Here is a 19,977-nt window from a genome sequence, read left to right on the forward strand (position 1 = left end):
TTGAATAGTATGCGTGATCAATTATTAAATGGATTAAATCGTGTTCAGCAAGAAGCGGTTAAAACAACGGATGGACCGCTTTTAATTATGGCTGGAGCAGGCAGTGGAAAGACAAGGGTTCTAACGCATCGGATCGCTTATTTAATGGTGGAAAAACGCGTAGCTCCGTGGAATATTTTAGCGATTACTTTTACAAATAAGGCTGCTAGGGAAATGAAAGAACGTGTTGAACAGATTCTGGGGCCGGAAGCAGAGAATATTTGGATTTCGACTTTCCACAGTATGTGTGTCCGAATTTTACGGAGGGATATTGACCGGATTGGGATCAACAGGAATTTCTCAATTCTTGATACCTCTGATCAGCTTTCAGTTATTAAAGGAATCTTAAAAGAACGTAACATCGATCCGAAAAAGTTTGATCCACGCAGTATTCTTGGATCGATCAGTGGTGCGAAAAATGAACTGATCGACCCTGAGGAATATGAAAAAACAGCAGGTGGTTATTTTGAGCAAGTTGTCAGTGATGTTTACAAAGACTATCAGAAAAAACTGCACAAGAATCAATCGCTTGATTTCGATGACTTGATTATGGCAACGATCCGCTTGTTTGAGAGAGTGCCTGAGGTTCTGGAATATTATCAGCGCAAGTTTCAATTTATTCATGTTGATGAATATCAAGATACGAATAGAGCGCAATATTGGCTTGTCAAAAAATTGGCGCAACGTCTTGAAAATATTTGTGTTGTCGGTGATTCTGATCAGTCGATTTATAAGTGGCGTGGTGCCGATATCACAAACATCCTCTCTTTTGAAAAAGACTATCCAAATGCAAGTGTCATTTTATTAGAACAAAACTACAGATCTACAAAATGCATATTGAATGCAGCAAATGGTGTGATTGGGCACAATGCCAATAGAAAGCCGAAAAAGCTTTGGACAGACAATGATGAAGGGGCAAAAATTTCTTATTTCAGAGGAGATAACGAATTTGCCGAAGGACAATTTATTGCTGGGAAAATTCAGGAGTTAATCAGATCAGGCAAACGTTCTCTTTCAGACATTGCCGTTTTATATCGGACAAATGCCCAGTCCCGTGTCATTGAGGAAACACTGATGAAAGCGAACATTAACTATCAAATGGTCGGTGGTACAAAGTTCTATGACAGAAAAGAAATTAAAGATCTGCTTGCGTATTTAAGGCTTGTCGCAAATCCTGATGATGATATCAGTTTCGCGAGAATCGTCAATGTACCGAAGCGAGGAGTTGGGGCATCATCTGTTGAGAAGATTGCAGCATATGCAGGTTTGAATGACTTGTCACTGTTTGAAGCGCTCGGTCAAGTCGATTTTATCGGACTTAGCGCAAGAGCAGCAAATACTTTAGATGAGTTCAGACAGATGATTGACAACTTAACAAATATGCAAGAATACTTAACCATTACCGATCTGACTGAAGAAATCCTTGAAAAAACTGAATACCGAGAAATGCTGAAAGCTGAAAAATCGCTTGAAGCGGAAAGCCGGCTCGAAAATATTGATGAGTTTTTATCTGTGACAAAGAACTTTGAACGGCAAAGCGAAGATAAATCACTTGTCACCTTTTTAACAGATTTGGCGCTAGTGGCTGATATTGATCAGCTTGATCAGAAAGAAGAAGAAGCGGGACAACAGGATGCTGTCATTTTAATGACACTTCATGCTGCAAAAGGGCTGGAGTTTCCGGTCGTCTTTTTACCAGGGTTAGAAGAAGGGGTGTTTCCGCACAGTCGTTCATTGATGGAAGAAGCGGAGATGGAAGAAGAGCGGCGCCTTGCATATGTTGGGATTACGAGAGCGGAAGAGGAGCTCTTTTTATCAAATGCTAAAATGCGAACATTATTCGGTAGAACAAATATGAATATGGAGTCAAGGTTTATTGCCGAAATACCGGACGAGTTATTGGACAATCTAAATGAAGAGAAGAGTCTGAAAAAACCGTTTGCCAAAAAAACAGAACGGAGAGAAGCGGTCATGCGACCGTCAGTCCCATACCGTAAATCAGGTGCTGATGAAATGGGTTGGACTGTTGGTGATAAGGCTTCCCACAAAAAATGGGGTGTCGGTACGGTAGTCAGTGTCAAAGGCTCAGGAGAATCAATAGAGCTTGATATCGCTTTTCCTAGTCCAATCGGGGTCAAACGTCTTCTTGCGGCCTTTGCGCCAATTGAAAAGCAATAATCGCAAATTGAAAGGACGAAATCAATGGAAAAAGAAGTGGCAAAACATCGTGTAGAACAACTGCATGCACTCATTAACAAATACAACTATGAATACCATACACTTGATGATCCTAGTGTTCCTGATTCTGAATATGACAAACTGATGAAGGAGCTTATTGCGATTGAAGAAGAGTTTCCAGAGTTGAAAACACCTGATTCTCCTTCCCAGCGTGTCGGTGGCGCCGTGTTGGATGCCTTTCAAAAAGTACAGCATAAAACACCAATGCTCAGTCTTGGCAATGCATTTAATGAAGAGGATCTGCGCGACTTTGACCGCAGAGTCCGTCAGGCAGTTGGTGATGTTGACTATAATGTTGAATTGAAAATAGATGGACTTGCAGTTTCATTGCGTTATGAAAACGGCGTATTTGTTAGAGGAGCGACAAGGGGAGACGGAACAACGGGTGAGGATATTAGCGAGAACCTGAAAACGATCAGAAACATTCCTCTTAAAATGAGCCGGGATCTTTCAATTGAAGTGCGAGGAGAAGCATTTATGCCGAAACGCTCCTTTGAACAGTTGAACAAAGCGAGAATCGAAAGAGAGGAAGAGCCATTTGCCAATCCACGGAATGCTGCTGCTGGTTCATTAAGACAGCTCGATCCGAAAATTGCAGCGAAACGAAATCTCGATATTTTCGTCTACAGTATAGCGGAGCTTGATGAAATGGGTGTGGAAACGCAAAACGAAGGGCTCGATTTTCTCGATGAACTCGGGTTTAAAACCAATCACGAACGAAAAAAATGCGCAACGATCGAAGAGGTGATCGTGTTCATTGAAGAGTTGAAAACAAAGCGAGCCGATCTATCCTATGAAATCGACGGGATTGTCATTAAAGTCAATTCGCTCCATCAGCAAGAAGAACTAGGCTTTACGGCGAAAAGCCCGCGTTGGGCGATTGCCTACAAATTTCCGGCTGAAGAAGTGGTCACAACTTTGCTAGATATAGAATTAAGTGTTGGCCGGACGGGGACGGTGACACCGACAGCGATTCTGGAACCTGTAAAGGTAGCGGGAACGACCGTTCAAAGAGCGTCCCTTCATAATGAAGATTTAATCAAAGAGAAAGATATTAGACTGTTTGACAAAGTCGTCATTAAAAAAGCCGGTGATATCATTCCTGAGGTCGTGAATGTGCTTATCGACCAACGTACTGGAGAAGAAAAAGAATTCAACATGCCTGAGGAATGTCCGGAGTGCGGGAGCAAGCTTGTCAGAATTGAGGAGGAAGTTGCACTTCGCTGTATCAATCCTGAATGTCCGGCGCAGATTAGGGAAGGCTTGATTCACTTCGTTTCTCGTCAAGCGATGAATATTGAAGGGCTGGGAGAACGGGTGATTGCCCAACTGTTTCGTGAGAATTTGGTTCATACTGTCGCTGACCTTTATAAACTCTCGAAGGATCAACTCATCAACTTAGAACGAATGGGAGAAAAATCGTCGGACAACTTATTACAGTCGATTGAAAAATCAAAGGAAAACTCTTTAGAACGACTTCTTTTCGGCCTTGGTATCCGGTTTATTGGTGCAAAAGCCGCGAAAACACTGGCACAGCATTTTGAAACACTTGACACAATCAAACAGGCTTCAAAAGAGGAATTCATTGCAGTTGATGAAATCGGCGAAAAAATGGCTGATGCCTTAGTTACCTATTTTCATAAAGAAGAGATGTTAAACTTATTGGCTGAACTGAAACAGCTTGGGGTCAACACAGAATATAAAGGTCCGAAAAAGATAAAAGTTGAAGATAGTGATTCCTATTTTGCTGGTAAAACGATCGTATTGACTGGAAAGCTCAATGAATTATCGAGAAATGATGCCAAAGCGAAAATTGAAGCACTCGGTGGCAAAGTGACTGGTAGTGTAAGTAAAAAAACCGATTTAGTGATTGCTGGTGAAGCAGCAGGAAGCAAACTAGACAAGGCGAGCGAGCTTAACATAGAAGTGTGGGACGAAAAAAGATTGATCAGTGAGCTAAAGAACTAAGAGGAGTGTTTTCTATTGAAAAAGACATTATGTTTGGTTTCTATGGTGGGGATTCTCATGCTCTCTGCCTGTGGACCAAATTTTGGGGGCGAAGAAGAGCAAGAGATGGTTCAAAAGACGCAAAAGTCAAAAGAAAAAGCGATCATCCCCAAATACAACATCTCTGATTCATATTACAAAATGGTTCTTCCGTTTAAAGCTGGAAAAGCGCGGGGATTAACAACCGAGCGTTTGAATACAAGGCTTGATATTGATGAATTTGAAACCGGTATGATGCGCCTAGCACAAGATTCTTTTCCAACGGATGATTATCTTTTTCAAGAGGGGCAATATCTAGATGAGGATACAGTGACAAGTTGGCTGGCTCGGAAAAAGACAGGATCTGACTTGGAAAAAGAACAGAAAAAAGATAAGGATTTTAAAAATATCGGTTTGAATCCGCCGCTATCTGGAAGTGGTTCGAAGGATAAGCAAAATAAAGAAAGCCCGATTTATCTTGCCCATATGCTTGAGCACAATTATCTTGTCCGTAAAGACAAAGATACGATTGAGCTTGGCGGTGTAGTAATTGGTCTCGCTCTTAACTCAGTTTACTATTATCGAGAGGATGTCGGCGAACCGCAAAAAGAAGTAACGATCAGTGATAAAAAACTGAAACAAGAAGGCGAAAAGATCGCACAAGAAGTGGCGAAACGGGTTCGCAACAAGGACAGCTTAAAAAACATACCGCTGACAATTATCCTTTACAAACAAGCGCCAAAATCGTCCATCGTTCCTGGTAACTTTATTGCCAAAACGGATGTCAAAGCAGGTACAAGTGAAATAGGCGACTGGGATAATATTAATGAAGAATATGTTTTTTTTCCATCTGATGAAGGAAAGGAAAAACATCAGGATGACTGGGAACTATTTAAACGTTTCAAAAATAAAGTGGATTCCTATTTTCCAAACTATACGGGAGTTGTAGGTATAGCTCTTTATCATGATGATCAAATGAGGACCATGAAAATTGACATTCCGATGCAGTTTTATGGGAAAAGTGAAGTCATTGCCTTCACACAATTCCTAACAGGTGAAGTGATGGATTACTATGGAAAAGGTGATCTGAATGTGGAAATCAATATTAAATCATCTGAAGGCCAAGAAGCTGTTATCCTGAAAAAACCAGGAGACAAAGAACCAACTGTTCATATTTATGACAAATAAGTTTTAGACGGGGCTGTCCAATCAAGTGGACGCCCTTTTTATTTTGCTCCTTTCGGACAGCTCTATTTCTTTTTTTTACTAAACACTCTTGCAAATATATAACTCACCCTTTATAATCGATTGTACAGAATATAGTATATTGTTTAAGGAAGAATTTATGATGTGGGAAAAATTTTATTCTAAAAATGGATTAGCAGCAAAAAATATTGCGAAAGAATTGATGAAGGTAGAAGTCGGTGAAAAAATTCCGCGAATCTCTGACTACTGTAGTAAATTATCTATTGGTAGGGGAACTGTGCAAAGTGCATTCAATTTATTAGACGATATGAAAGCGATTAAATTAGAAGCAAGAGGTCACTTAGGTACATATTTAATCAGTAAAGATAACCATTTATTACTTGAAATTGCCGGGATTGCACCGTTAATTGGCTCAATGCCCCTTCCTTACTCTAGAAAATACGAAGGGTTAGCAACAGGAATCGTGGAGCAATTTGAATCTGCAGGAAAAACAGTGCATTTAATCTATATGCGTGGTGGGATGAATCGAATTGAGGCGGTCCGTACGAAAAGAAGTGATTTTGCGATTGTGTCTAAGATGACGGCAGATCATATGATTGCCGAGTATCCAAATTTGAAGATTTTTAAAAAGTTTGGGACAGGTAGTTATGTAGCGGTGCATAAAGTTTTTTTAGCTCAGTCAAGTGGAGCCGTTAACAGAGTTGGGGTTGATTTGGAGTCATTAGACCAAAAACAACTCACATTTGCTGAATTTGAAAACAAGGATGTCGAATATATTCATGTCAACTATATGCAATTATTTGACATGCTCCATTCAAAACAAATTGATGCAGCTGTTTGGAATGCTGATGACAAGAGAATGTCTGAAACATTTACAGCAGTTGAATTTTCATTGCCTAAAGCAAAGAAAATTTCTCAAGACACAACAGAAGCTGTGATCGTGATTGATGGCGATCGAGAGCAAGAACTAGCAGACAAATGGGATTCAGTCGAGATTGAAAGTATATTAGACATTCAGAAAAGCGTCGAAAAAGGGGAAAAGATTCCACGCTATTAAGGGTGTCCTGAAAGTAGTGTGCATGAATGGGAATCGGGGAATTTGCTCGCTTTCCGCGGGTGATCTGTGAGCCTCCTCAAAGCTCGTTCTTTGCTCCTGCGGTGTCCCGCCTGGCTCGCAATTCCCCTTGTTCCATGTTGTAAAGGACTTTTTAGATAGCGTCCTCTAAAAAATTTTATTATCAAAATACTAAATACAGTATATTGGAGGGTTTGGATTGAACAGAATACAACTCGAAGACAAATTAGTGATTTTATTAGGAAGTGGTGTTGTGACGAAGGATGCGTTTCATTTAAGTTTAAATACATTTGATTTCATTTCAAAAAAACTAGAAAAGGAGGTGATTGAAAACTCGGACATGTTTTGGACGCATATGTCATTGGCCTTAACTAGAGTGGAAAGAGGTGAATATGAAGATGGTCCTTCAAATCCGATTATGATTGAAGTGGGTGAGACACCATATCAAAAAGATATTGAAGACATTATCACATATATCAATTCACAGTTAGATCAAGATTTACCAGAAGGAGAGCAAGCCTATTTTTATCTTCATCTTCATAGAGTTCTAGAATTCAATTAAATGGAGGGGTTTGTGATGGTCAGAATTGTAATAGGTGGACAGTTAAATAAACAAGCAATTGAAAAGCAAGTAAAAGAAATGGGTGGACACAATGTGGAAGTGTCTGTAAAAAGCGATTTAAATGCTGTGATGGCTGTTAAAAACAAGCAAGCAGACTATTACATCGGTGCCTGTGAGACAGGATCTGGCGGTGCATTGGCAATGGCATTTGCTTTATTAGGAAAAGATCAGTGTGTAACTTTGGCCTCACCAAGCAAGATCAAAACCAAGCAAGAAATTGAGAATGAAGTAAGTGAAGGAAGAATTGCGTTTGGTTTTACAGCTCCATCTAGCAAACATATCTTAAAGGTGCTCATTCCCGCTATTTTAAAAGTAACTTTATAGTCGTTCTAAGAAAAAACGATAACTAGAGGTGAAATATACAATGGATCTGACATTTATTCAATGGGTTGTCATCGTTTCGGTCGGGGCGCTCGGCTCTGTTTTAGTTAATCGTGGAGTAGCTGTCTTTAATGATGGGTTGCGACCGATCATGCCGGAATATCTAGAAGGGCGAATGACAAGAGGAGAACTTGCGGCAACAAGTTTTGCGTTAAGTTTTGGTTTAATTATCGGATTTGGAATTCCGCTTTCCATCGGTGCTGCAATTATGATTGGACATAGTATTTTGTTAGCGTGTGACATGATTGGTATTTGGTCGCCAAAAAGCAAACTGGGATTGATCATAGCAGGTGTGATTGGTGCAATCTATAGTATTGGACTTGTTTTAGGGCTCCAATTTGTCGTACATGTATTTCAGATGCTCCATGTGAATTTTTTGGAATCTTTAAATTTGATTGGCCAACCTATTATTATCGCTTTTACCGTTTTTCCAGCAATTGCAGTCGGGTATCAACACGGTTTAAAGAAAGCTGCCACTACTGCAATTGTCACGTTAACATTTCTTCTGTTATTTGAAAAATTTGGTACATTTGAAATTGCCGGATATAAGATCGTTCTTAGTCCCGAAGGTATCGCTTTATTAGCAGGAATGATGATGATGATTTATTATGCAGCAAGAATTAAAGCTAAGGATGCGTCTACAAATACTGATTTAGTCAATATTTTTAATGAACGTGTTCATCGAATTAAGAAAAACCGCTGGTTATTAGCTTTAATGGGTGGGTTGATTTCTTTAACATCATGCATGCTCATTTTAGCAGTTGATGCAATGCCCCAAGCATTAATAAATCAAGGTCTCTATACTGAAGCAGCCATTGCTACATTTGTCAGAGCCATTGGATTTGTTCCATTAGTTTTCTCAACTGCCATTGTAACAGGAGTGTACGGTTTAGCTGGAACAACGTTAGTATTTGCAATCGGTCTTATTTTTAGGGATATACCGATTCTCGCTTTTATATTAGGTGCAGTTGTCATGTATTTGGAGGTCATATCACTATCAGCCGTATCAAAAAGTATGGATAAATTACCTGGTGTACGTGAGATGGGTGAGCATATTCGAACCTCACTATCAGATGTTCTCGGGATGGCTATATTAATAGGAAGTGCTATGGCAGCTGCAAAAATAGCTCCAGGAATTGGTTTCTTTTGGGTGCTTGGCTTTTATTTAATCAATCGAATTGCGAAAAAACCACTCGTTGAATTGGCAGTTGGTCCGATCGCAGCTATTTTGTTAGGAGTCATCATCAATCTCCTAAATGTTATTGGATTATGGCCGGCAGGGTAAACAAGAATAAAAGGGAGAAAAATCGCCATGTTCAAAAACGGAATAACCTATATGCATGAACATACAACGATCGACCTTTCTGAGGTAAAAAATAATGAAGATTGTAAGTTAGATGTTTTTTCTGAAACGATTAAAGAATATCGGACATTATACGCAAAGGGTGTACGTAACCTTGTTGATGTAACAAATATTGGAATGGGGAGGAACATCACATATGTCCAAAAAGTAGCGGAGGAAAGCGGGATTAATATCATTTCTTCTACTGGTTTTTACCAAGAGTCATTTTATCCGATTCAGGTACTAAGAGAAACGAAACAACAGCTGGCAGAAAGAATGATAGCCGAAATCGTTGACGGAATCAAAGGAACAACGATAAAAGCTGAAATGATTGGAGAAATTGGGACAAGTTATAACACATGGACAGAAGCTGAAAAGAAGGTCTTTGAAGCTGTTATCATCGCACATCAAGCAACAAAAAAACCAATTTCTACCCATACCTCACTTGGAACGTTAGGACATGAGCAGGTCAATTTTTTTAAAAAGAATCGAGTCAATTTAAACCGAGTGGTGATTGGTCATGTTGATTTAACCGGAGATATTGATTATATCCTTCAGATGCTAAGAGAAGGGGTGTACATCGCATTTGACACAATTGGCAAAGAAAGTTACATGCCTGATCATGTTCGAGCAAAGATGTTAAAGAAAATCCAAGATAAAGGGTTTATAGAGAAAGTGTTCTTGTCAATGGATATTACGAGAAAATCACATCTCAAGTATAAAGGTGGCTTAGGCTATTCTTATTTGCTAGATTCATTTATTCCTTTATTACAAGCATATGGAATTACCAGTCATTCGATTGAGTGTTTATTCATTCACAATCCGTATGCTTTTATGAAAGAGTTGGGGGAATCAATATGAAAACGAATCCACTAAAAAGGATGTCTATTGAAGAAGCAAAGCAAAAACAGTTTGAACTTGTTGATGTAATGACAAAGTATTTTCGTGGGAATGAAGCACTTTCACTTGGTGACTTAGGCATTGTCAAAGGAAGCTATAAACCTCTTTATACAATAAAAGTAGAAAAGACATTAGCGGATTTCTTTCATGTTGAAAAAGCTATGTTAGTACGTGGTGCCGGAACAGGTGCATTAAGATTTGGTTTAATGAGTTTTTTGAAACCGGGTGATCACCTGCTTGTCCACAATGCACCAATATATCCTACAAGTCAAACAACACTGAACATAATGGGGGTCACACCAATCTATGTCGATTTTCATGATCGTCAAGACATACACCGTGTCATCAGGCAAAACCCTGACCTAAAAGGTGTGCTGATTCAGCATACTAGACAAAAACTTGATGACCATTATGATTTGGTAGAAGTCATTGATCACATTCGTTCCGTAAACCCGGCTTTAAAGATCATTACAGATGACAATTATGCTGCGCTGAAAGCTGAGCAGATCGGAGCGCAACTTGGTGCTGATTTATCAACATTTTCACTGTTTAAACTGTTAGGTCCAGAAGGTATCGGTGTCATTTTAGGAAGAGCTGCTTTCATTGAGAAAATTGAAGAGATCCATTATTCAGGAGGGAGTCAAGTACAAGGTTATGAAGCCTTAGAAGCATTAAGGGGATTAATCTATGCTCCAGTCATGCTGGCCATTCAAGCTGATGTGACTGATGAGTTAGTCCAGCGACTAAATCAAGGAGTCGTTCAAGGCGTAAAACGGGCTTATTTAGCAAATGCACAATCAAAAGTTGTCCTCGTTGAATTGATGAAACCAATGGCAGAGAAAGTACTCCATTATGCGAATGAATTAGGGGCAGCACCCCATCCAGTTGGAGCTGAATCAAGATATGAAGTTGTTCCGATGTTTTATAGAGTTTCAGGTACTTTCTTATCCTCAGCTCCAACTTTGGCCGATAAAATGATTCGGATTAATCCGTTAAGAAGTGGTGTTGAGACCGTTTTAAGAATACTAGACAACTCAATTCGTCGAGCTACATGTAATGAAGGGGAATGGGAATGAATCGAAGAGTCATGATCATCATATTGGATAGCCTAGGTGTCGGGTATATGGAGGATGCAAGCAACTACCATCCAGCAGATGTTGGAGCCAATACATTTTATCATATTATTGATCAAGTACCTGCTATTAAGATCCCGAACTTAGAAAGAATGGGAATCAATAAAATCTTACACCATCCCATCTTGAAACATGTTAATCATATTGCAAGTTACGGTGTGCTCAATCTGATGCATCAAGGAGCAGACAGTTTTGAAGGACATAATGAAATCATGGGAACGAAACCAAAAAAGGCGTATTTAGCACCTCTTTTAACAAATATTGATCATGTTAAGCTGGCATTAGAAAAACAAGGTTATCATGTCTCCATCCCAAATCCTGAATTACCTTATTTATTGGTCAATGACTTAGTCATTGTGGCAGATAATATTGAAACAGATTACGGACAAATCTACAATGTTAGCGCACCTTTAGATCATATTTCATTTGAAGAGGTCTTAAAAATCGGGCAATGTGTGCGTGATCATGTTGAAGTCAATCGAGTGATTGTACTGGGTGGAGAACACGTAACACCAGAACAGCTGAGGAATTCGGTTGAAAGAAGAGAAGATGGATTAGTAGGAGTCAATTCCCCTAAATCAAATGTTTACAAACAAGGGTATCAAGTGAGGCATTTAGGTTATGGCATCTCTCCTCAAGGTCAGTTGCCCACTTTGGCGAAAAACAAAGGGCTGGATGTTTCACTAATTGGAAAGATGCAGGACGTCATTTATTGTAAAGGCGCAAACAGGTTACCAGGTGTTGATACAGAACAAGTCATGAAAGATATATTACAGGAAATGAATCATGTCAAGAATGGAGTCATTGCTGCTACAGTACAAGAAACAGATTTGGCTGGTCATGCACAAAATCCTTTCCGTTATTCAGACCGTATTGAAGTAGTAGACCACTATTTATCAGATGTACTAGAGAATATGACAGATGAAGATTTGCTGTTCATGAGTGCAGACCATGGAAACGACCCTACAATTGGTCATAGTCAACACACACGTGAGAAAACATATTTGTTAGCTTTCCATAAAAAATTCTCCCCAGTAAACATTGGCGAAAGACACACACTTTCTGATATAGCGGCAACCTCAGCAGAATATTTAGGTCTTCATCATCCTGAGAATGGCGATTCATTCCTTACATTATTACAAGAAGGAAAAGAGGAGAAAAGCTAATGTTTTTGGAATCAACACTCAAATATAACAACAAATTAATCGCTACTGCATTAGAATTTCATCAACAAGGTATGATTTTTCCCAATACTTATGTCATCGATTTGGATACGATCGAACAAAATGCAATTGCTTTACGGGAAGAAGCCAGTAAACAGGATATTGAATTATTTTTTATGACAAAGCAATTTGGTCGGAATCCACTAGTGGCACAAACGATTGCAAAAGGCGGAATTGAAAAGGCAGTTGCCGTAGATCCATGGGAGGCAGTTACTCTTCATCAACATGGGGTTAAAATCGGTCATGTTGGACATTTGACACAAATACCGGTCCACTTGATCGCTACAATCTTAAAGCTGAATCCTGACTATGTTACAGTATTCAGTTATGAAAATGCAAAAAATATTAGCAGAGTAGCCAAAGAATTGGGGATAAAACAAAAAATATTTTTACGAATCGCAAATCAACATGATGAGATGTATCAAGGTCAAGAAGGTGGATTCACCCATGACCAACTGATATATGATATTGACCAGCTCGAACAGTTGGCTGGAATTGAAATATCAGGATTAACCAGTTTCCCTTGTTTATTTGTTCACGATGGGGTCCCAACGATTACTTCTAATGTCAAATCCATGCAAGCAGCAAAATCATTTTTAATCAACTGTGGATATCAAAACCTTGAAATGAATATGCCAAGCGCTACTTCCATTGCAACAATGAAATTGCTGAAAGAACATGGCGCAACACAAGCTGAACCAGGTCATGCTCTTAGTGGAACAACTCCACTACATGCTGTTCACCATTTATCGGAAAAACCTGCAATGGTATATATATCTGAAGTATCCCATCTATACAATCATCATGCTTATGTTTTTGGAGGAGGTTTTTATCCACGGTCACATATGAAAGAAGCACTAGTGGGAACAAGTCTTAAACGAGTTTCTACTATAGAAAATGATCCAACACATATTGATTATTATGGTTCAATAAATACAGATGAAGTTCAAGTTGGTGATCCTGTCATCTATGCTTTTCGCACACAAGTATTTGTCACAAATGCTCATTTAGCTATCATAAAAAATTTGTCTACAAATCCTCAGTTGATCGGCATATATGATTCGATGGGGAATTTGATTAATCGTTCAATTTGAAAGAAGAACAAGATTTGAAAGTCATCTCTGTAAAGGATGATCAAGAAATGAGTCTGAAGGCAGCTAGTTTGATCATCAAACAGATGAATGCTTTGCAAAACCCTGTCATAGGTCTTGCAGCAGGTTTAACCCCATTAGGTTTATATGACTGTTTAGTTCAACATTACCAACAAAAAGACATTTCATTTAAACATGACACGACTTTAACCTAGATGAATATGTTGGACTTGCTCAAGAGAATCAACACAGTTTCCATTATTATATGAAAGAAACATTATTTAAACAGATTGATATTCCTAACCGAATGGCAGAAGATTTAGATGAAGAATGTATCAACTATGACAGACTTATCTCTGATCATGAACGGAACATTCAAATATAGGGGTAAATGGACATATCGGTTTTAATGAGCCAGGGACAAGTTTTAAAAGTGGTACACATATTGTGACATTAGATCAATCAACTAGAAAAGCCAATGCTAGATTTTTTTCATCGATTGATCATGTACCGACAAAGGCAATGACGATGGGAATAACGTCAATCATGAAAAGTAAACAGATGTTATTGCTTGTTTCTGGGAAAAAGAAATCGAAACCATTGGCAAGGTTATTGAAAAGTCGTCATGTTTCCAAAGATTTTCCGGCCTCTATTTTATGGAAACATCAAGATGTGACAGTCATTGCAAGATGCTGAAGCTTTAATGTTCGATTGAAGTTACAACCTGCACCACCTGAAAATTGGCGGTGTAGGTTTCTCATTGACGAACTTAAAGAGTATCACATTTAACCCCGACAACACCGTCAATTGCTTTAATATCATAATAAACGTCAGTCACATAACGCTTCTTATGAACCATGACTTTCGTTTCCATAATCGGAAAGTCTTTTTCACGCATATCATCAATACGGACGGAATGAATTCGAATGTCCTTTTTTTTCATTTCCTTCAGTATATCTGTCATTTTATGTTTATCAGATAATGACATGCGAATTCGGATTTCTTTTTCCTGCAATCGGTTCGGTCCGATTTTGCCAACAAACCATGGCAAAAATTCAACACTGACTAAAATAAAGGCAAGACTAACAAACGCTTCTTTATAAAAGCCGGCACCGATTGCCACTCCTAGACCTGCTGCCCCCCAAATCATCGCAGAAGTGGTGAGACCTGAGATAACATCATTGCTTTTTCTTAAAATCACACCGGCTCCGATAAAACCAATTCCAGAAATAATCTGTGCTGGTAGACGTAACGGATCCATCATAATCCGGTTTGATTTTGGAAAATGGTATGCCGCATCAATGCTGATCATTGTTAATACACATGAACTGATCGCAATGACAATACAAGTTTTTAAGCCGAGCGGCTTATTTTTTAGTTCCCTTTCAAGACCGATGACCATGCCAATTAATGTCGCAATCCCTAACTTCATAAATGTATCAAATTCGATATACCAATCCATGTCTCCCGACCCCCCTTTACAGATTATGTTACATCATATTTGCCAGAAAAATGTAATGGAATGCCTAAAAGGATATGAAAAGCCGCCAAGAAACGCATCCTTGGCGGCTTTATCAGGTCATTAATATATTAAAGAGATTGTTGTTTTCCATGTGTTTGTTCCATTTCTTCAAATAGATCTGTAGCTTCTTTAGCCGGTAAACTGCTAACTAGACTGACGATAACAACCGTAGCTAAGCTTATGAAGAATCCAGGAATCAGTTCATAGATACCTGTTATACCTTTAAGGTCAGTAATAATCCAGATTAATACCGTTACTGCTCCTGTTATCATACCTCCTAAAGCGCCCCACTGGTTCATTCGTTTCCAGTATAAGCTGAGAAGAATCGCTGGTCCAAATGCTGAACCAAACCCAGCCCACGCATAACCAACAAGATCGAGAATCGTCTTATTCGGACTTAAAGAGAGTAGGATCGCGATGACAGCAACGAGTAACACACTAAGCCGTCCAACAAAAACAAGTTCTCGATCTGTTGCTTTGCGGCGGAAAAATGTTCGGTAAAAATCTTCGGTCATGGCACTTGATGTCACCAACAGCTGAGAAGATACCGTACTCATAATGGCTGCGAGCAATGCGGAAAGTAAAAATCCAGTAATCAAAGGATGGAACAATACTTGTGAAAAGATGATAAATATCGTTTCCGGGTCTTCGAGGGTCGCACTTGTATTATGAACATAAGCTACTCCAATTAAGCCGACAAGCACTGCTCCGAGTACGGAGATGATCATCCAGCTCATCGCAATGCGACGTGCTGGTTTTAGCGCTTTAACGGATGAAATCGCCATAAATCGGACGATAATGTGCGGCTGCCCGAAGTAGCCTAATCCCCAAGCAAGAAAAGAAATAATGCCAATGACGGTCGTTCCTTTGAAGAAATCTAACAGGCTTGGATTGATTTCTTCTATGACATTAAATGTCGGAGTGATTCCACCTAAATCAGTAAAGGCAACGATCGGCACGAGCACTAGTGCGACAAACATAATGACACCCTGCAGAAAGTCAGTGAGACTGACAGCTAAAAATCCGCCAAACAACGTATAAATCATAACGACTGAAGCAGTTACGATTAAACCAATCCTATAGTCGAGCCCAAATGCTGTTTCAAACATCTTGCCACCTGACACCATGCCCGCTGATGTATACATTGTGAAAAACACGATAATGACAAGAGCTGATGACAGCCGTAAGATTCTAGTTTTATCATTGAAGCGGTTTTCAAAAAAGTCAGGAATCGTAATCGCATCATTTGCCACTTCTGTATATGTCCGTAAACGGGGTGCGACAATCAAATAGTTTAGATAAGCTCCAATCGTTAAACCAATGGCAAGCCAAGCGCCGGAAAGACCTGTTGTATACATTGCTCCCGGTAGTCCCATTAACATCCAGCCGCTCATATCTGATGCGCCAGCTGATAATGCGGTAACAGCAGGACCAAGACCTCTGCCACCTAGCATATAGTCATTCAGATTGGTTGTCTTTCGGTATGAATACCAGCCGATTAACAACATGACACCAAAATAAATCCCCAAAGCAATCAGTATTTCAATTTTCACGTTTTATATCTCTCCTCTTTACATTAATTTGGCATCACCTCTTTTTGATTTTGATCAACACTGATTTTTTGTGTACGAAGAATAAATGCAGAGCCTCTCTTTTTAAAAAATCAAGTATTGATAAATCAGGCGCTGCCAATATGGATCGTACTTAGTTACTTAAACTATCAAACAATTGCAAATCGATCAACCGTATAAAATGATTTCTTTTTTTGAAAAAATCTTGAATTTCGCGATTAACAAAACAATGAAAACGCTTACAATAAAATATAAAGTAAAAATATTCAGAAAATTAGTACATGTCATTTAAGAGGAATTGACTATTTGAAATAGGGTTCATCTACGGTTCTATTGCTTTGCAATACGGAAATTTGGTATGATCAATATTATATGACTAAGGATAGGATCATCTTGGAGGTGTTTTTTTATGTCGCGTATTTCTATAGAAGAAGTAAAACATGTCGCCCACCTTGCTAGACTTGCGATTACAGATGAGGAGGCGGAAATGTTTACAAAGCAACTCGACAGTATCATTACGTTTGCAGAAGAGCTGAATGAAGTGAATACAGAGAATGTTAAACCAACAACACATGTATTGCAAATGAAAAATATTATGAGGGAAGATGACCCGGGTAAAGGCCTACCGGTTGAGGACGTTGTCAAAAACGCACCTGACCATAAAGACGGCTATATTCGAGTACCATCAATTTTGGACTAAAGGAGGGGGCGTAAAACGATGTCACTGTTTGATCACAAAATATCTGAACTTAAAACGCTCATACATAAAAAAGAGATCAGGATCTCAGATTTAGTCGATGAATCTTATCAACGAATTCAAAAAGTGGATGGAAAGGTGCAAGCCTTTTTACAGCTTGATGAAGAAAAAGCTCGCGCATATGCAAAGGAGCTTGATGAAGCGGTAGGCAGTCGAGATGAGCATGGTCTTCTTTTCGGATTGCCGATTGGCATCAAGGATAATATTGTAACAAAGGATCTACGGACAACCTGCGCAAGCAAAATTTTACAAAATTTTGATCCGATTTATGATGCAACCGTTGTTCAGCGCCTTCATGAAGCTGAGGCTGTTACAATTGGAAAACTGAATATGGATGAGTTTGCAATGGGGTCTTCTACAGAAAACTCTGGATTCCAAAAAACGAAAAACCCTTGGAACTTAGAAACAGTTCCCGGCGGCTCGAGCGGTGGCTCAGCGGCAGCAGTTGCAGCAGGGGAAGTACCATTTTCACTCGGATCAGATACAGGCGGCTCAATCCGCCAGCCGGCATCTTTCTGCGGTGTTGTCGGTTTAAAACCGACATATGGTCGTGTTTCAAGATATGGTCTTGTTGCATTTGCTTCTTCATTAGATCAAATCGGTCCCATTACAACATCTGTTGAGGATAATGCCTATCTTCTTCAAGCCATTTCCGGGGTCGACGAGATGGACTCGACGAGCGCAAATGTCGAAGTACCTGATTATTTGTCTGCATTAACCGGGGATATTAAAGGACTTAAAATTGCGGTTCCGAAAGAATATCTTGGTGAAGGTGTTGGCCAAGCTGCCAAGGATTCAGTTCTTGCATCTTTAAAAGTACTGGAAGGTCTTGGCGCAACTTGGGAAGAAGTGTCTTTGCCGCATAGTAAATATGCGCTTGCCACTTATTATTTGCTCGCATCTTCTGAAGCTTCAGCCAACTTGGCTCGTTTTGATGGTATCCGCTATGGCTATCGAACCGATCATGCCGATAGCTTAATCGATATTTATAAACAGACACGTTCCGAAGGCTTTGGCGATGAAGTCAAGCGGCGCATTATGCTTGGAACGTTTGCATTAAGTTCAGGATATTATGACGCTTACTACAAAAAAGCGCAGAAAGTTAGAACATTGATCAAAAAAGACTTTGAAGATGTATTTGAAAACTATGACGTGATTATTGGACCAACAACGCCTACACCTGCGTTTAAACTTGGAGAAAAAACAAGTGATCCACTAACAATGTATGCGAACGACATTTTGACGATTCCTGTCAATCTTGCTGGAGTACCAGGAATTAGTGTACCATGCGGTTTTGCGGATGGTTTACCGCTTGGCCTGCAAATCATTGGCAAACATTTTGATGAGAGCACTGTATACCGCGTTGCCCATGCCTATGAACAAGCAACAGACCACCATAAACAAAAACCTGAATTGTAAGGGGTGATAATCCATGAATTTTGAAACGGTAATCGGACTTGAAGTCCATGTGGAGTTAAAAACAAAATCAAAAATCTTCTCAAGTTCACCAACACCATTTGGTGCTGAAGCCAATACCCAAACAAGTGTCATCGATTTGGGCTATCCGGGTGTTCTCCCTGTTTTAAATAAAGAAGCAGTCAATTTTGCGATGAAAGCGGCAATGGCTTTAAACTGTGAAATCGCAACAGAGACAAAATTCGACCGAAAAAACTATTTCTATCCAGATAATCCGAAAGCATATCAAATTTCTCAATTTGATAAACCGATCGGTGAAAACGGCTGGATTGAGATTGAAGTTGAAGGAAAAACAAAACGGATCGGTATCACTCGTCTTCATTTAGAAGAAGATGCTGGAAAACTGACACATACAGGTGACGGATACTCTCTTGTTGATTATAACCGTCAAGGAACACCGCTTGTTGAAATTGTCTCAGAGCCAGATATCAGAACACCTGAAGAGGCATATGCCTATCTTGAAAAGCTAAAATCAATTATTCAATATACAGGTGTTTCCGACTGTAAGATGGAGGAAGGTTCACTTCGCTGTGATGCGAATATTTCCTTGCGTCCAATTGGTCAGGAAGAATTCGGTACAAAAACAGAACTTAAAAATCTAAATTCATTTGCCTTTGTCCAAAAAGGTCTTGAGCATGAAGAAAAACGTCAGGCACAAGTCCTTCTTTCAGGCGGTGTGATTCAGCAAGAAACGCGTCGCTATGATGAGGCCTCAAAGACAACGATTTTGATGAGGGTCAAAGAAGGTTCTGATGATTACCGTTATTTCCCCGAACCTGATCTTGTCGAGCTTTATATTGATGATGAGTGGAAACAGCGTGTGAAAGATACCATTCCAGAACTTCCTGATGAACGCCGCAAACGTTATATCGAAAAGCTCGGATTACCAGCTTATGATGCAAAAGTGCTGACATTAACGAAAGAGATGTCCGATTTCTTTGAAGCTGCTGTTGAAAAAGGTGCTGACGCAAAACTTGCCTCCAACTGGCTAATGGGTGAAGTATCTGCTTATTTGAATGCACAGCAGAAAGAACTTGCAGATGTTGCACTGACACCTGAAGGTCTTGCCGGTATGATTAAGCTGATTGAAAAAGGAACGATTTCCTCTAAAATCGCTAAAAAAGTCTTTAAAGAATTAATTGAAAATGGCGGAGATCCAGAGAAAATTGTCAAAGAAAAAGGACTTGTGCAAATCTCTGATGAAGCAACACTAAGAAAACTTGTGACTGAAGCACTTGATCACAACCCGCAGTCGATCGAAGACTTTAAAAATGGAAAAGACCGAGCAATCGGCTTCCTTGTGGGACAAATTATGAAAGCTTCAAAAGGCCAGGCAAATCCACCGCTGGTCAATAAATTTCTGCTTGAAGAAATCAATAAACGTTAAAAAAGCAGCCATGCGGCTGCTTTTTTTA

The 19,977-nt window shown here is 39.5% G+C and carries 16 protein-coding genes and 1 pseudogene; 15 read left to right on the forward strand and 2 right to left on the reverse strand.

All coding sequences use genetic code 11. The features are described 5' to 3' along the window. Positions 1–9 precede the first annotated feature (9 nt). The 12 genes and pseudogenes from pcrA to PDT38_RS12280 all read left to right on the forward strand — a co-directional run bounded on the left by pcrA (position 10) and on the right by PDT38_RS12280 (position 13,932). Positions 10–2,217: a DNA helicase PcrA gene (gene pcrA, locus PDT38_RS12225; protein ID WP_394356274.1), complete on the forward strand. Its 2,208-nt coding sequence runs from the start codon at positions 10–12 to the stop codon at positions 2,215–2,217. A 24-nt stretch (positions 2,218–2,241) separates the two neighbouring features. Then, entirely contained in the window at positions 2,242–4,245 is a 2,004-nt protein-coding gene (gene ligA / locus PDT38_RS12230) for an NAD-dependent DNA ligase LigA (protein WP_270801912.1), read from the forward strand. Between the two features lie 15 nt (positions 4,246–4,260). Further along, positions 4,261–5,451, forward strand: a complete 1,191-nt coding sequence (locus PDT38_RS12235) for a CamS family sex pheromone protein (RefSeq protein WP_270801914.1) — start codon at positions 4,261–4,263, stop codon at positions 5,449–5,451. Between the two features lie 160 nt (positions 5,452–5,611). Then, positions 5,612–6,526, forward strand: a complete 915-nt coding sequence (gene yhfZ, locus PDT38_RS12240) for a GntR family transcriptional regulator YhfZ (RefSeq protein ID WP_270801915.1) — start codon at positions 5,612–5,614, stop codon at positions 6,524–6,526. A gap of 217 nt (positions 6,527–6,743) precedes the next feature. Continuing rightward, on the forward strand, positions 6,744–7,106 hold the full coding sequence (locus tag PDT38_RS12245; RefSeq protein WP_270801916.1) for a PRD domain-containing protein: 363 nt from the start codon (positions 6,744–6,746) through the stop codon (positions 7,104–7,106). A 15-nt stretch (positions 7,107–7,121) separates the two neighbouring features. Further along, positions 7,122–7,490 carry a DUF2620 domain-containing protein gene (locus PDT38_RS12250; protein WP_270801917.1) on the forward strand — a complete coding sequence of 123 codons (369 nt, stop codon included), beginning with the start codon at positions 7,122–7,124 and terminating at the stop codon, positions 7,488–7,490. Positions 7,491–7,530: 40 nt separating this feature from the next. After that, a complete protein-coding gene (locus PDT38_RS12255; protein WP_270801918.1) occupies positions 7,531–8,832 on the forward strand; it encodes a YhfT family protein in 1,302 nt (433 codons plus the stop codon). Positions 8,833–8,859: 27 nt separating this feature from the next. Next, positions 8,860–9,750 carry a phosphotriesterase family protein gene (locus tag PDT38_RS12260; RefSeq protein ID WP_270801920.1) on the forward strand — a complete coding sequence of 297 codons (891 nt, stop codon included), beginning with the start codon at positions 8,860–8,862 and terminating at the stop codon, positions 9,748–9,750. Further along, entirely contained in the window at positions 9,747–10,865 is a 1,119-nt protein-coding gene (locus PDT38_RS12265) for an aminotransferase class V-fold PLP-dependent enzyme (RefSeq protein WP_270801921.1), read from the forward strand. The genes PDT38_RS12260 and PDT38_RS12265 overlap by 4 nt, the downstream gene beginning before the upstream one ends. Continuing rightward, a complete protein-coding gene (locus PDT38_RS12270) occupies positions 10,862–12,088 on the forward strand; it encodes a phosphopentomutase (RefSeq protein ID WP_270801922.1) in 1,227 nt (408 codons plus the stop codon). Before PDT38_RS12265 ends, PDT38_RS12270 begins: the two co-directional genes overlap by 4 nt. Next, positions 12,088–13,239: a YhfX family PLP-dependent enzyme gene (locus PDT38_RS12275; protein ID WP_270801924.1), complete on the forward strand. Its 1,152-nt coding sequence runs from the start codon at positions 12,088–12,090 to the stop codon at positions 13,237–13,239. The genes PDT38_RS12270 and PDT38_RS12275 overlap by 1 nt, the downstream gene beginning before the upstream one ends. Before the next feature lie 14 nt (positions 13,240–13,253). Further along, positions 13,254–13,932 (forward strand): annotated as a pseudogene (locus PDT38_RS12280) (glucosamine-6-phosphate deaminase). Positions 13,933–14,005: 73 nt separating this feature from the next. Here the strand turns inward: PDT38_RS12280 and PDT38_RS12285 are convergent. Both PDT38_RS12285 and putP read right to left on the reverse strand, forming a co-directional pair. Continuing rightward, positions 14,006–14,698 (reverse strand): MgtC/SapB family protein, encoded by a 693-nt coding sequence (locus tag PDT38_RS12285; protein ID WP_270801925.1) that lies wholly within the window; start codon positions 14,696–14,698, stop codon positions 14,006–14,008. Positions 14,699–14,826: 128 nt separating this feature from the next. Continuing rightward, on the reverse strand, positions 14,827–16,311 hold the full coding sequence (putP, locus tag PDT38_RS12290; RefSeq protein WP_270801927.1) for a sodium/proline symporter PutP: 1,485 nt from the start codon (positions 16,309–16,311) through the stop codon (positions 14,827–14,829). 427 nt (positions 16,312–16,738) lie between these two features. Between putP and gatC the strand changes: the two genes are divergently transcribed. From gatC to gatB, 3 genes are read left to right on the forward strand one after another with little or no spacing between them, the layout of a single operon-like run. Beyond that, positions 16,739–17,029 (forward strand): Asp-tRNA(Asn)/Glu-tRNA(Gln) amidotransferase subunit GatC, encoded by a 291-nt coding sequence (gatC, locus tag PDT38_RS12295; RefSeq protein WP_270801929.1) that lies wholly within the window; start codon positions 16,739–16,741, stop codon positions 17,027–17,029. A gap of 18 nt (positions 17,030–17,047) precedes the next feature. Further along, complete coding sequence (gene gatA / locus PDT38_RS12300) at positions 17,048–18,505, forward strand: Asp-tRNA(Asn)/Glu-tRNA(Gln) amidotransferase subunit GatA (protein ID WP_270801930.1); 1,458 nt, start codon at positions 17,048–17,050, stop codon at positions 18,503–18,505. 13 nt (positions 18,506–18,518) lie between these two features. Continuing rightward, positions 18,519–19,949 carry an Asp-tRNA(Asn)/Glu-tRNA(Gln) amidotransferase subunit GatB gene (gene gatB, locus PDT38_RS12305; protein WP_270801933.1) on the forward strand — a complete coding sequence of 477 codons (1,431 nt, stop codon included), beginning with the start codon at positions 18,519–18,521 and terminating at the stop codon, positions 19,947–19,949. Positions 19,950–19,977 lie beyond the last annotated feature (28 nt).

This window comes from Bacillus changyiensis, from assembly GCF_027706145.1.
Lineage (GTDB): Bacteria > Bacillota > Bacilli > Bacillales > Bacillaceae > Bacillus > Bacillus changyiensis.